Below are 13,408 nucleotides of genomic sequence, written 5' to 3' on the forward strand. Positions count from 1 at the left end.
CTCTTCTCCATTATCTTCAATAATTATCCCTTTATACATAGCCTATCACCTCAATATATTGATACTTTTAAACCATTTATTTGTATTATATCAATATTAAGTGCGTTATATTTTAATATATTAATACATCGTAGGTGATAAAATGAAACAACAATCTCGTTTTCTCGGCATTATATTGGCAATATTAGGCGCATCTTTTTGGGGTTTAGGTGGCACAGTTTCTGATTATTTATTTAAACAGCAAAATATCGACATTAACTGGTACGTTACTGCACGACTCTTAATCAGTGGCTTTCTACTGTTAACAATATTTAAAATACTTAACCCTAGGCAGTCCATATTTATAGTATTTCGTAATGTAACCAATACAATACAGTTACTTATATTTTCAACTTTAGGTATGCTACTTGTTCAATATGCTTACATGGCATCAATTATCTATGGTAATGCTGCCATTGCTACCTTATTACAATACATTGCACCTGTTTATATTATTTTGTGGTTTATCATACGCAAAAAAGAAACCTTTAAATTATTTGATGTTATTGCAATATTATTAACACTCACAGGAACATTCTTATTATTAACCAATGGTTCCCTTGGCAGTTTAATGGTTTCAAGCTCGAGTATGATTTGGGGTATCATCTCTGGTTTATCGTTAGCCTTCTATACTATTTATGCCAGTAATCTATTATCCAAATTTCCAGCAATACTCATCGTTGGTTGGGCAATGCTCATTTCTGGTATCTTAATGAATTTCAAAGCACCTATTTGGCAATTCACTATATCCCAAATAGATATAAGTGTGATTTTGTATTTAGCCTTTGGCATTATTTTAGGTACCGCAATGGCATTTTTCTTCTTTATTAAAAGTTTAAATTATTTATCTGCCAAAGAAACTACACTTTTTGGGACAATAGAACCTGTAATGGCAATTGTTGCGAGCGCACTTTGGTTAAAAGTTGTTTTCCTACCATTTCAACTATTAGGTATCGTGCTCATTATTATTCTGATATTAGCACTTTCTTTAAAAAAGGATAAAGAACGATAAATATGTATTGTACATCAATGTAAAACATTAAAACACAACTACTCAATCTTATACTAAAGAGGACTCATCCATCATATACGGACGAGTCCTCTTTAGTTGAGGCAATCATACGATTTTGAAGGTGCATGCTTGCTTAGAACCTAGAGCATAACTTGAGCTGTCAATCTCTTACTCATACTCATACTCATACATTGCTCCCTCGGTGACAACAGATTATAAAGTCAGTGACACTACCTCTATCATGTATATTTAATGTTGTTTAATAATTTTGTTGATCTTAGCGATAAATTGTTCTTTTTCTGGTATTGGGAAAATAGGATGTATATTAAATAAATTATATCCTGGCATAAAATCATGTTGAATATTTCGAGCATTCAACATATTTGATAATTTCACTGCGTCTGGATATAACGTTTCTTTCGTCCCTATTGAAATTGTTATATGGCCCAGCCCTTCAATATCACCAAATATAGGAGATACGCGCCAGTCTGTCAAATCAAGGCCATTCGCCCATAATTTTATAAAATATTTACTTCCGTCGATTGCAAGCATTGGGTCTATTTTTTCATAAATTTTTGCTTCCGGATTTGAAAATGTTGCGTCAAGCACTGGAGATATTAAAACGATGTTACTTGGTTGTGCTAAGTTTAACGTTTTAATATATTGTGCAAATGATAAGGCTATTTGGCCTCCTGCAGAGTCACCCATTATTGTGAGTTGATGAGTATTTTCGACTTGTTTCAGTAATTGTGTATATAATGTTTCCAACAATGTGAACGTCTCTTTATAGGTTGCATGTGGTACTTTAGGATATATAGGCATGATTACTTTAGCACCTAGTTCGCCAGCCAGTGAATCTATAAAATCAAAGTGATATTTTAATGGATTTTGGAACCAAGCACCACCATGAATATACAAGACAACTGGTTGTTGTCTATCTTTGTTGTCATTCACAATATATACTGTAGACTCTTGAACTGTAGTCGTTTGGACATTGTGATTGAAATAATAATCCGTACCTTCATATAATGCTTTCGTTTCATCTTTAACCTTCTCTAATGCTTGTTGCGCATTTTCCACATTTAAAAATGAACTTTTCATTTTTGTTGCTCTAATAATGATTTCTTCTAAAAAACTTTTGTAGCTACGTTTTTCTTTAACTTTTGCATATACGTATGATGTGGCAACACCTATACCAACAATAGTGGCTATTTTTCTAATCACGTTAATTATCCTCCTCGCACTTTCTTATACATATATTTTATAACAAATTGAGCAATCATTTTAAATAAAAGGTACTATCTTTATAGTAGATTATAAAGTATATACACAATTTCCTGTTTATAGAAAATTCTAATGCATCATGCTCAGATTTGTTAAGCGTTAAATTTTAATCTTGGTTTAGCATCATTGCCATATATAATTCATCAAAATAATGTTCTTCCATAAAAACAGATTCATGCTTAATTCCCTCAATTTTAAAACCTAACTTTTCATAAAAGTTAACTGCTGGTTTATTCGAAGTAATCACCGTTAATTCTAGCCTCCTTAATCCTTTGCGTTGTGCCCATTTGATTGTTTCATTAAACATTTGCGTCGCTAAGCCTTGTTGATGTAAGTCATTGATTAAGCCAGTCACAATATATCCAATATGTCTAACTTTAGCTAACATACTGATATGGACAGATAAATAACCTAATATTTGATTATCGTCCGTTTTAACACCTATGTAAAAATTCCTTTTTATATCTTCACTCAGTTTATCTTTATCAAAACTTCTTTCATCAGGCAAATAAAGCATATATTGCGTTTTTTAATCTATCTTTTTCATACAATTATAAAGTGCTTCTGCTTCATTTGGACAGATTCTTTCGATACGCATAAACATCCCCCTTAATGCTATAAATTAACTTTATCATACATTACTTTTTATAATTGAGATATAATTTATCTGATTTTTCTTGTTTCAATTTAACACAACTTTTTTAATTAAAAATAAAAGCATGGAAGTGTGACAGAAATCAAATTTTTTAATAGAGATTTCGTAGCCCCAACTATGCAATCAAGGCAAAGATGACGAGGATAAAGGTTTACTTGAGCTAAAGCTCATGCATAAGTCTCACTAGCATTTTTACGTGGCATACATAGGCTTTTGCAAAAGAACAAGTGAGACTTAATATTTTTAATTCAGTCATCTACTGCCTAAACGAAAAAGAGTCTGAGACAACTATTTATGTCCCAGACTCATGCTTCGTTATATCAACGTGATGGTTGTATACATTTTTTATATATAGTTAATACAAATCTTTCTGTTATACCATGCTTTTATACATCAAAGTCAGTTGATGTTCAAATTGTTGCATATCAATAAATCGACCTTGACGATGCATTTCTTTACCATTAAAGTAAATTAAATCTACAGGCACAGTAAAGATAGATAATTCTCCTGCAATCTCCTCTAATTCACTTTGATTAATCACACCTAATGGAACATCAGGAAACTCATTCACTATACCCGCAATTTGAGGTAATACAGCATGACATACGCTACAATGATCTCTCATGATATGAATGACTACAAGCCTATGCTCTGCAATAAATTCATGAAACGCTTCTATCGATGTTAATGTTTTTGGCATTTTGAACACCACCTCTACAACATAAATTGAATATCATTATGTACTGTATTGCTTTGGACAATCAATTATTTTGCTCACTGTAATATCATATTTACACTTTTTCACATATTATGATTAGCTTAAAATCGTTTGAAATACTTCCGGCAATCTCGTTACTTTTTTCTTTTGTAAATCAAAAAATGTCCCACTTTGTTTGCCTATACAATGCACTGCATCCTCTGATTCAATTTCAAACTCAAATTCCCAACGTAGTTTACTTGCTTTTACTAAATAACAACGTCCTACGGGTTTATCATGTATGGTAATGGGTGTTTTGTATTCTGCTTCTGTATTCATTAGAATAGGCGATATTTGTTGACTCATCATATCAGAATATGGCATATATTGATTAATAAAGTCAGTTCGTAAATCTTCAAACCATCTTATATATACAATATTACTTACTATGCCCATCGCATCAATATCATATCCATTTACTTCAAAGTTTCTTTCAGCCACTAATTTTCTTTCAGTCATAATCCTATTCGCTCCTCAAACAACCTTTAATTTATCTATCCTCTATATTATAAGTATATAACTAGCAAATTGCATTTGTTTGAGTTTATTGTTAAAAATGCGATTATTCTTTGTAAAAGTTAAATTTACTTTAATAATGAAAGATCTATTTTATGCAACATCGTTTGCAAACGTAAACGTTTCTCTTGCGTATAGCCTTGTAGTCCACCCGTATGTATAAATAGAATGTTGTCTTGATTATCATACGCACCAGATTTTATTTCATGAACTAAACCTCTAAAAGCTTTTCCAGTATATGTTGGATCTAGTATAATGCCTTCTTTTTGTGCAATATCGATATAAAATTGTAATTCTTCGTCAGTTGCTTTACCATATCCCAGTCCAATATAAGCATCGTTTATCGTAATTGTCTCGTATGATTGAATTGTTTCATCTAATTGCTTTATTATCTCTATCACTTTATTTTTGAATGCATGTGCACTTTGGTCTACTGCATAACCTATAATTTGCGTAGTTTCACAGTTAATCATTTGCCCATACCAAAGACCAGCATACGTACCACCAGAACCAACAGCAACATTGATTGAATCAAAATGTACTTTCAGCTCATCCTGTTGCTTTATGATTTCATTATACGCATTAACGTAACCATGTGTTCCTATCCAATCCGAAGCACCCACTGGAATTAAAAATGGTGTTTTCCCTTGTCCTTCTAATGTCTTATATAGCTTATCCATCGCATCTTCCCGAGAACTTGTTGGTTCGATGATATGTATATGCGCACCTAACATTGCATCTAAAAATAGATTCCCTTCATATTCTGCCATCTCTCCTCTTAGAACAAGATGACATGATACATTACACTTAGCACACAAGGCAGCTGTAGCACGTGCGTGATTCGATGTAATTGCTCCGGTTGTTATAATAGTGTCATATCCATGATCTAATACATATTGCATTGTATACTCGAGTTTACGCACCTTATTACCTGATATTTCTGATCCAGTGTAATCATCTCTCTTAATATAAATATTTTTTCCTAATGCATCACTTAACTGATCTAATTTTTGAATTGGTGTATTTAAATTGGCAATATCTAATTTATTATGTAACATCCTTTAATCTCCTTCATACGTGTCAAATCGCTAACGCTTTATTTTCCGGAAAATATTTTTCATGCTTTTCGTTCCGCTTCGATAATATATTTTTACTTAAGTAATCATCTGTAATTATTATGCATTGATTTTAAAAGAAGTAGTTCTACCTGCGCTTAAAAATCTCTTTTCAACAGTACATAGCGATTCATATCTCTAAAGCGTTCACCATTAAACACATCTTCATAATCTGTTGCAACAAATTTAAAGCCCGCTTTTTCTGCTACTTTACAACTCGCTATATTGTTAACATCCGCCATAATAGTTAATTTATTCAGTGATAATGTTTCAAAAACGTAATGGCATAACTGTTTAACGCATTTTGTAACAATTTGCTTCCCTGTATAGCCTTCTGCTATCCAATATCCAACCTCTGCTTTGTAATTAGCTTGATCAATATGATGTAAATCTATCGTACCAATCATCGTTTCCTCGTAGTAAATCATAAATAACCTAGCCTTATTTTCTGCATGCTGCTGTATCATCATTTTCAAATATGCTTTTTCATCTTCAACGGTTACATCTTCCTTAATAAAATCTAAAAATGGACATAAATGTGAAAAATTACTTTTAATCAAATCATATAAAGTTTCCGCCATATTTAACTCTGGCGGTATTAGCGAAACATTGGGCATTACATTCATTGCTGGTCTATAATTCATACGTTCACCTGCGATCATTTATTTGTTATCTCTCATGATATTTATATTTTCAGAATATTTCAATACTTTAGACAAAATAAAATAGGAGTAGCTTTGAAATCTATGATGAGATCTCAAAATTCTACTCCTATACTATATGGATGAACTCAAGTGTTTCATCCTAGTTTACAACATTTATTTGTCATCTATCACTTTAATGATTAATTGTTCTGCTGTTACATCTTTGACGTCTTCTACAGATAATTGTCTATCCTCTAAATTAGTAATAATTAATGGCGTAACCGTACTTGGTGCATGGGCTGTTATATAATCTAAATCAATTTGCATCAGTACTTGTCCTTTATGGACTCTATCATCTGTTTCTACAAAACTTTCAAAACCTTCCCCATTCAACTTAACCGTATCTATGCCTATGTGTATTAATAATTCAAGACCTTGATCTGATTCTAATCCAATGGCATGCTTTGTCGGAAAAATGGTTTTCACTGTACCATCGAATGGCGCAACAATTTTACCGTCAGCTGGTATAAACCCAACACCATCGCCCATCATTTTTTGCGCAAAGACTTGGTCTGGCACTTCAGACAACGGTATAACTTGACCATTTCCTGGCGCATAAATGTTTACTTCAGACGCACGTTCGATATGAACTACTTCTTCACTTTCTTCTTCCGTAACTGTCGTCTCTTGAGGTTTTGTAATTTCACCTTTCATAATCAAGGACATGTCGTGTTTAATTTGATCTGATTTAGGACCAAAAATGGCTTGCATATTGTTTCCTACTTCAAGCACACCTGATGCGCCTAATGCTTTCAATCCTGCTACATCAACTTTATCTTTTTCTTTTACTTCCACACGTAATCTTGTAATACATGCATCTAAATGCTTAATATTTTCTTCTCCACCCATTGCTTTCAATACATTAAATGGAAGTTCGCTTGCTGATGAATTTGTAAATTGTGCTTGTTTATCTTCGCGTCCCGGTGTTTTATACTTGAATTTTAAAATTAAGAATCGGAAGACAAAGTAATAAATAAAGGCGTACACAATACCTACAGGAATCACTAACCACCATTGTGTCTTGTTTGGTAATACACCTAGTAAGACGTAGTCTATAAATCCTCCTGAGAAGGTATATCCCAAATGTACATTTAATAAATATAAAATTAAGAATGATAAACCATCCAATATTGCATGCACAAAGAATAATACTGGCGCTACAAATAAAAATGAAAATTCTAATGGTTCTGTAATCCCTGTTAAGAAAGAAGTTAATGCAGCTGATCCCATTAAGCCAGCTACGACTTTTTTATTTTCAGGTTTTGCTGTATGATAAATGGCTAAAGCTGCTGCAGGGAGACCAAACATCATCACTGGAAATTCACCTTGCATAAATTTACCTGCAGTTAATTTACTACCTTCACGTATTTGTTCAATGAAGATACGTTGATCCCCATGAATCATTTCTCCAGCTGCATTTTTCCATGCACCAAATTCAAACCAGAATGGTGCGTGGAAGATATGATGTAACCCAAACGGTATCAATAATCGTTTAATAAATCCAAAGAGAAATACGGCTAATCCAGTATTCGAGTCAAGTAAACCTTCACTAAATGCATTTAAGCCTGTTTGAATACTCGGCCATATCCATGCCATTGGAAACGCTAATATGAATGATGTTGTTGCCATCATAATAGGTACAAAACGTTTACCTGCAAAGAAACCTAAGTAAGACGGTAACGAAATATTATAGAATTTGTTATAACACCAGGCTGCTAGTGCACCAATAATAATACCGCCAAATACACCTGTTTGTAATGTTGGGATACCTAACACACTTGCGTAGCCACTCGCTGCATCATTTACATTATCAGGAGATACATGTAAAAATGCACCCATTGTTTTGTTCATTACAAGATAACCTACAAATGCTGCAATAGCTGCAACTCCATCACCACTTGCTAACCCAATTGCGACACCCATCGCAAAAATCATAGGTAAATTATCAAATATAATACCTCCGGCACCGGTCATCATTTCTGCGACACTTTGAATCCCCCCATTTTGAATAAATGGTAAGTAGTGTTGTAACGATTCACCTTGCATCGCAGTACCAATTGCTAATAATAGCCCGGCAGCAGGTAAAATAGCGACTGGTAACATTAATGCTTTACCAATACGCTGTAGCTGTCCAAATAGCTTTTTAAACATATAAAAACATCCCTTCAAAAATTTAAAATTTTATCAAAACCACCAAAAAGCGCACAAAAAAAGACATGAACAAACAGACTATCTCAGATAGTTATTATGTTTGCTCATGCCTGCCTAACCAGTAACACGCAATTTGACGATTATTTTTTATATTATATAACGCTTTCATTAAAGATACAATAACTAATTGCAAATTTATTTTATTTTTTTGATCTCAATCTAAATACCCTTGTGATTAGTAACCTACAATTAATGCAATCGACATACCAATACAACAGATAAGTACCCAAGTTAAAATAATCTTCCAAGCAAACTTCAACCATTGTGTATACGTGATTTTACCGACTGCTAAAGCGCCCATTAAAATAGCCGACGTAGGAAATAATACATTACTTATTGCATCACCATATTGAAATGCTAATACAGTGATTTGACGATTAATATCTAATAAATCCGATATCGGTACCATAAGCGGCATGGTCGTCAACGCTTGTCCCGATCCAGATGGAATAAAGAAATTTAACATGAATTGTAAAATGAACATTCCGATGATGACTAATGCTGATGGAACACCATTTAATAATGTCGTCATACCATAGACAATACTGTCTATGACTTGTCCGTTTTCCAAAATAACAATAATCCCCTTAGCAAATCCTACAATCATTGCCCCAAACAAAATATCTTTCATACCATCAATCATTGCATCAAATGTACCATTTAAACCAAGTCCACCAATAAATCCAGCAAGTAAACCTGCCAATATAAAATTCGCACTCATTTCATTGAATGACCAACCATATGAAAAAATACCGTATACATTTAAGATAATTGCTAGAACGATTAAGCCTAAACCACATGCTTGTCTTTTGGTAAAACGAGCTATATGCATGGACGTAACCGTATGTCCTTCAGATTGTTCTAATTCATAAACATAACTTTTTGTTTTATCATGCTTAACTTTACGCGCATATAACATCACTGTAGTGATAGCGGCAATTAAAATGAAAATATAGATGATGGAACGTAGACCCCATCCTGAAAACATCGGTAATTCTGCTACTGTTTGAGCAACACCTACAGTAAACGGATTTAACATACCACCCATAAAACCACTCGCTGCGCCTAATATAACCATAGCAGCACCAGTAAGCGCATCATAACCTAAAGTACGTGCAATGATGATCCCAATAGGTACAAAAATAATTGTTTCTTCTGCTAAACCAATTGAAAAACCTAAGATTGAAAAAATCGTCATCGTCAATGGAATCATCAGCACTTTATATTTTCCTAATGATTGCATTGCTTTATTTACACCATTTTCAAATGCACCCGTTTTATGTACAATGCCAAACGCGCCACCTACAAGAAAGATATAAAATACAATTTCGCCACCACTCATCAATCCTTCTGGAATTGCACGAAAAATATCGAAAAATGAAACACCGTGCTGTTGTACTTGTTCATACGAACCAGGAACGACAAGCGTCTGCCCATCTTTTTTCTCCCTGGCATATTCTCCAGCAGGAATTAAATATGTTAATATGCTAGAAATAATGATGATCATGAGTAACAGTGCATATGTATGTGGTGTTTTTATACGTAAATGCCTAAAGCTATGTTTCCCCATATTTTAACTTCCTCTCCCAACTATAAGTACGCTTTAAAATGTTCATTTATTTAAAATTTGTATAAGTCTTATTTTTATATTATGCCATTTACATATATAATTATCAGAATATTGCGCTTACTCTATTATCCCATAGTCCTAATTTTAATCAATACTAAAGCGACAAAAAACGAAAACAAAATACAAATAGCAGGCCGAGATATTATTAAACATCTTGGCCTGCTATTCTAATAGAAAATCAATAACTAAATTATTAAATTATAGCAACCTAGTTATCCATTTTTAAATATTATTTTAGTCAAATAAACACGTTGCTACGTTCCGTTTTAACTATTAGAAGAAACGTTTAACGGCAGTTGACATTGGAGGGATTTCATCTAAATCTAATTTTTTATCTTCTGTAATAGATCTGTATGCCCATTTACCATAATTAATTGCTTCATCTTTAACAATTTTACCAGGTAATGGTGCAGCATTTGGATCAACATAAACATTTACTATTGTTGGTTTATCTTGAGACATTGCTTCTTCCACTACTTCGTCAATTCTATTTGGATCTTTCAATGTATAACCAACACCGCCACAGCTTTCAGCAAATTTTGCTAAATCCATATCTGTGAAATTAATTGCATATTCTAATTCGCCCGCTGCTTGTTGTTCATATTTAATGAATGATAATTCTTGGTTATTTAATACAAAAATTGTCATTGGTAAATCATATTGAACGGCAGTTGCAAAATCTTGCATAACCATTTCGAAAGCACCGTCACCAGCAATACCGACAACTTGGCGATTTGGGTAAGCGCGTTTTGCTGCAATAGCACCAGGTAATGCACAACCCATTGTACCTAACCAACTTGAAACGATAAATTTGTTATTTACAGTTAAGTTTAAATAACGCGTAGACCAAACAGTTGAAGTACCAACATCAATAGAGAAGATGGCATCATCTGTTCTAACTTGATTGATAGCATCCATGAGACGTTCAGGGCGGATAGGCGAACTGCTGTCTGCCATATCTTTTGCCATCCATGAATCCCAAGTCGCTTTTCTTTCAAGTGTTTTATTTAAGAAATCACGATTTTTAACGTGTTTTGCTGAATCAGTTAGTTGTTGTAACGCTAATTTACTATCACCAATGATACCAGCATTTACATCGAAACGGTGTCCAATATTTTCAGGATTTGTATCGACTTGAATTGCTTTAATATTTTTCTTAGGTAAATAATCTACATAAGGGTAGTTCGTACCTACCATAATCAATAAGTCTGCATCTTGAATTGTTTGATAAGATACTTTCGTACCAATCTTACCTAAATTACCTAAGTTATAAGGGTGGTCATCTGCAAGAATCCCTTTCGCAGGTAACGTAACAATTGTTGGGATTTTAAATGCTTCGATAAATTCACGTACTTCATCTTTAGCGTGTTTCGCACCTGTACCAAGTAACATCACTGGACGTTTACTTTTATTTATTAATTTAGTTGCTTTTTTAACACTACGAGGTTTTGGCGCAACTCTTGCTGGAGGTGCAGTATCTACACCTTTGCTTGTAGTATCTTTAACTTTATTATTTAATAAGTTGTTTGGAAGAATTAACACCGCAACACCTTTTTTCTCATAAGCTGTGCGAATCGCTTCATTCACGATACCAAATACGTCTTTATCATTTTCAGAAATTTGATGTTTATATACAGCAACATCATCAACCATGTTACTAATATCAGTTTCTTGGAAAGCTTTTGTACCTAAAGCAGTACTATCTGTTTGTCCTGCTAAAATAAGTTGCGGTACGTTATCCATTTTGGCGTCATACATACCATTAAGTAAATGTACAACACCTGGACCACCAATACTTAATGCGACACCAATTTTACCTGTTAGTTTAGTGTAACTTGCAGCAGCTAAACTTCCGACTTCTTCATGACGCACATGGACAAACTCAATATTATCTCTTTCCGTTCTTAATCTATCAACTACTGCATCTATTGAGTCACCTGGAATACCATAAATATGATCAATATCCCATGCTTGTAATGCTTTTACTAATGCTTCATTTGCTTTAATCTTGCCCATTATTAAAAACTCCCTTCATTTTTTAAATCGACTTCAATCGAATTTTTAAGCTGATTTTAAGATAGATGTGGAACAGTAAGCTGATTTTCTAATATCTTTTTTTAAATAAAGGAGTAGTTCTTTAAAATATTTACATTAATTTCATTTAACTCCAGCTCACTGATACCAAATCATTACTTAAATGTACAAATTGATTATAACGCATACCTATTTAGTATAAAAATAGTATGAGTATAGGTAAAACAATTGAACTTAGAACTGCTGTTAAAATCATACCAATTGAACTATAAGCACCAGTTTCTGAATCAATATCAAGTGCTTGAGCAGTACCAAAGGCATGTGATGCGTTACCATAAGTCATTCCTTTAGCAATTGAAGATCTAAATCTTCCTAATCTTAATAAATAAGCGCCTAAAATGCTACCAATCAAACCTGTCGTTATAATAAACATAACCGTAATTGTATCAATGCCACCTAGTTGATCTGACACTTCAATACCTACTGCAGCGGTCATTGATCTTGGTAACATCGTTACAATAGTTTCTTTAGAATAGCCAAATAATTTTAATATACTAAATACAAATACAAAATTTAACATGACCGCCATCAATACACTACTAAAAATAACACGCGCATACTTTAAAATTTTATGACGGTTTTGATAAAGTGGGAAAGCTAAACAAACCACCGTACAATTCAATAAATAATTAATCCATTTTCCACCGAGCATGTAAGTCTTGTAATCTAGTCTAAATAATAATAGAACAATAATAATACCAATAGATGCTATAAGTGCAGGATTCAAAAATGGAGTTTGAAATTTTTGTTGTAGCTTTTTCGCGCCAATATACATTGCTATTGTTAAAATAATCATTATTATCGCTTCTAAAATCAACATCTAATTAACTCCATTCCCGTCTTGTTTATTTTTAACCATTTTTTCAGCTATAAAGCCTGAAATTAAAGCTACGCAACATGTACCAAGAAGAATCATTGAGAAGAATAAAATGAAATTCAAATTAATCATTGGTACAACATCCATGATTCCTACTACTGAAGGTACAAAGAAAAATACCATTGTCGTTAGGAAAAAATTTGACCCTTCATTTACCCATTTTTCTGGAATTACTTTAAATTGTAATAATAAGAAAAATAATAATAATCCTACGATACTGCCTGCAATGGGTATATGCATATAACGTTGAATTACATTACCTAAATAAGTAATCCCCATAATCACTAATACTTGAATCAACACTGTTATTATCTTTTTAAATTGTTGCAATAGCATCATTCCTTAATTGCATTTTTTTCTACTTGCTTTCCTGATTACAATTACTAGTATAGAATGATTATTCTTATAATAAAAATATTGAATTTTTATATGACCTATTATGATTATGAATGAAAGCGGTTTGATTAATCATTTCAGATAATAAATCCTCTTATTCTAATGAATTACGCATAAA

The 13,408-nt window shown here is 32.9% G+C and carries 12 protein-coding genes; 1 reads left to right on the forward strand and 11 read right to left on the reverse strand.

The genetic code is table 11. The features are described from left to right. The first annotated feature begins 142 nt into the window (after nucleotides 1-142). On the forward strand, nucleotides 143-1,051 hold the full coding sequence (locus KA893_RS05940) for a DMT family transporter (protein ID WP_075339892.1): 909 nt from the start codon (nucleotides 143-145) through the stop codon (nucleotides 1,049-1,051). 249 nt (nucleotides 1,052-1,300) lie between these two features. Here KA893_RS05940 and KA893_RS05945 read toward each other — a convergent pair whose 3' ends face one another. The 11 genes from KA893_RS05945 to KA893_RS05995 all read right to left on the reverse strand — a co-directional run bounded on the left by KA893_RS05945 (nucleotide 1,301) and on the right by KA893_RS05995 (nucleotide 13,233). Beyond that, nucleotides 1,301-2,275: an alpha/beta hydrolase fold domain-containing protein gene (locus tag KA893_RS05945; RefSeq protein WP_210125630.1), complete on the reverse strand. Its 975-nt coding sequence runs from the start codon at nucleotides 2,273-2,275 to the stop codon at nucleotides 1,301-1,303. Between the two features lie 166 nt (nucleotides 2,276-2,441). After that, nucleotides 2,442-2,843, reverse strand: a complete 402-nt coding sequence (locus KA893_RS05950; RefSeq protein ID WP_241092734.1) for a GNAT family N-acetyltransferase — start codon at nucleotides 2,841-2,843, stop codon at nucleotides 2,442-2,444. Between the two features lie 520 nt (nucleotides 2,844-3,363). Beyond that, on the reverse strand, nucleotides 3,364-3,690 hold the full coding sequence (locus tag KA893_RS05955; protein WP_011302318.1) for a thioredoxin family protein: 327 nt from the start codon (nucleotides 3,688-3,690) through the stop codon (nucleotides 3,364-3,366). Between the two features lie 114 nt (nucleotides 3,691-3,804). Further along, nucleotides 3,805-4,209, reverse strand: coding sequence for an acyl-CoA thioesterase (locus KA893_RS05960; RefSeq protein WP_390934286.1), 405 nt, complete (start codon nucleotides 4,207-4,209; stop codon nucleotides 3,805-3,807). Nucleotides 4,210-4,331: 122 nt separating this feature from the next. Continuing rightward, nucleotides 4,332-5,321 (reverse strand): D-cysteine desulfhydrase family protein, encoded by a 990-nt coding sequence (locus KA893_RS05965; protein WP_069821607.1) that lies wholly within the window; start codon nucleotides 5,319-5,321, stop codon nucleotides 4,332-4,334. Nucleotides 5,322-5,476: 155 nt separating this feature from the next. Beyond that, nucleotides 5,477-6,022 carry a GNAT family N-acetyltransferase gene (locus KA893_RS05970; protein WP_069821651.1) on the reverse strand — a complete coding sequence of 182 codons (546 nt, stop codon included), beginning with the start codon at nucleotides 6,020-6,022 and terminating at the stop codon, nucleotides 5,477-5,479. Between the two features lie 174 nt (nucleotides 6,023-6,196). Then, nucleotides 6,197-8,233: a glucose-specific PTS transporter subunit IIBC gene (gene ptsG, locus KA893_RS05975; protein WP_002482295.1), complete on the reverse strand. Its 2,037-nt coding sequence runs from the start codon at nucleotides 8,231-8,233 to the stop codon at nucleotides 6,197-6,199. Between the two features lie 235 nt (nucleotides 8,234-8,468). Then, a complete protein-coding gene (locus KA893_RS05980) occupies nucleotides 8,469-9,863 on the reverse strand; it encodes a YfcC family protein (RefSeq protein WP_037537637.1) in 1,395 nt (464 codons plus the stop codon). 333 nt (nucleotides 9,864-10,196) lie between these two features. After that, the gene (locus KA893_RS05985; protein ID WP_002482289.1) at nucleotides 10,197-11,939 is read right to left on the reverse strand and encodes a pyruvate oxidase; all 1,743 of its coding nucleotides are present in this window, start codon (nucleotides 11,937-11,939) and stop codon (nucleotides 10,197-10,199) included. Between the two features lie 211 nt (nucleotides 11,940-12,150). Continuing rightward, nucleotides 12,151-12,837 carry an LrgB family protein gene (locus KA893_RS05990; protein ID WP_041079355.1) on the reverse strand — a complete coding sequence of 229 codons (687 nt, stop codon included), beginning with the start codon at nucleotides 12,835-12,837 and terminating at the stop codon, nucleotides 12,151-12,153. Then, complete coding sequence (locus KA893_RS05995; RefSeq protein ID WP_269461536.1) at nucleotides 12,838-13,233, reverse strand: CidA/LrgA family protein; 396 nt, start codon at nucleotides 13,231-13,233, stop codon at nucleotides 12,838-12,840. Between the last annotated feature and the right edge of the window lie 175 nt (nucleotides 13,234-13,408).

The organism is Staphylococcus sp. GDY8P126P, assembly GCF_017891965.1.
Lineage (GTDB): Bacteria > Bacillota > Bacilli > Staphylococcales > Staphylococcaceae > Staphylococcus > Staphylococcus saprophyticus.

Excerpts from the sequence above, each read along its gene's own strand:
- KA893_RS05970 (WP_069821651.1), bottom strand. The coding sequence starts at position 6,022 with ATGAATTATAGACCAGCAATGAATGTAATGCCCAATGTTTCGCTAATA.
- KA893_RS05995 (WP_269461536.1), bottom strand. The coding sequence starts at position 13,233 with ATGATGCTATTGCAACAATTTAAAAAGATAATAACAGTGTTGATTCAA.
- KA893_RS05955 (WP_011302318.1), bottom strand. The coding sequence starts at position 3,690 with ATGCCAAAAACATTAACATCGATAGAAGCGTTTCATGAATTTATTGCA.
- KA893_RS05965 (WP_069821607.1), bottom strand. The coding sequence starts at position 5,321 with ATGTTACATAATAAATTAGATATTGCCAATTTAAATACACCAATTCAA.
- KA893_RS05940 (WP_075339892.1), top strand. The coding sequence starts at position 143 with ATGAAACAACAATCTCGTTTTCTCGGCATTATATTGGCAATATTAGGC.
- KA893_RS05980 (WP_037537637.1), bottom strand. The coding sequence starts at position 9,863 with ATGGGGAAACATAGCTTTAGGCATTTACGTATAAAAACACCACATACA.
- KA893_RS05985 (WP_002482289.1), bottom strand. The coding sequence starts at position 11,939 with ATGGGCAAGATTAAAGCAAATGAAGCATTAGTAAAAGCATTACAAGCA.
- ptsG (WP_002482295.1), bottom strand. The coding sequence starts at position 8,233 with ATGTTTAAAAAGCTATTTGGACAGCTACAGCGTATTGGTAAAGCATTA.
- KA893_RS05990 (WP_041079355.1), bottom strand. The coding sequence starts at position 12,837 with ATGTTGATTTTAGAAGCGATAATAATGATTATTTTAACAATAGCAATG.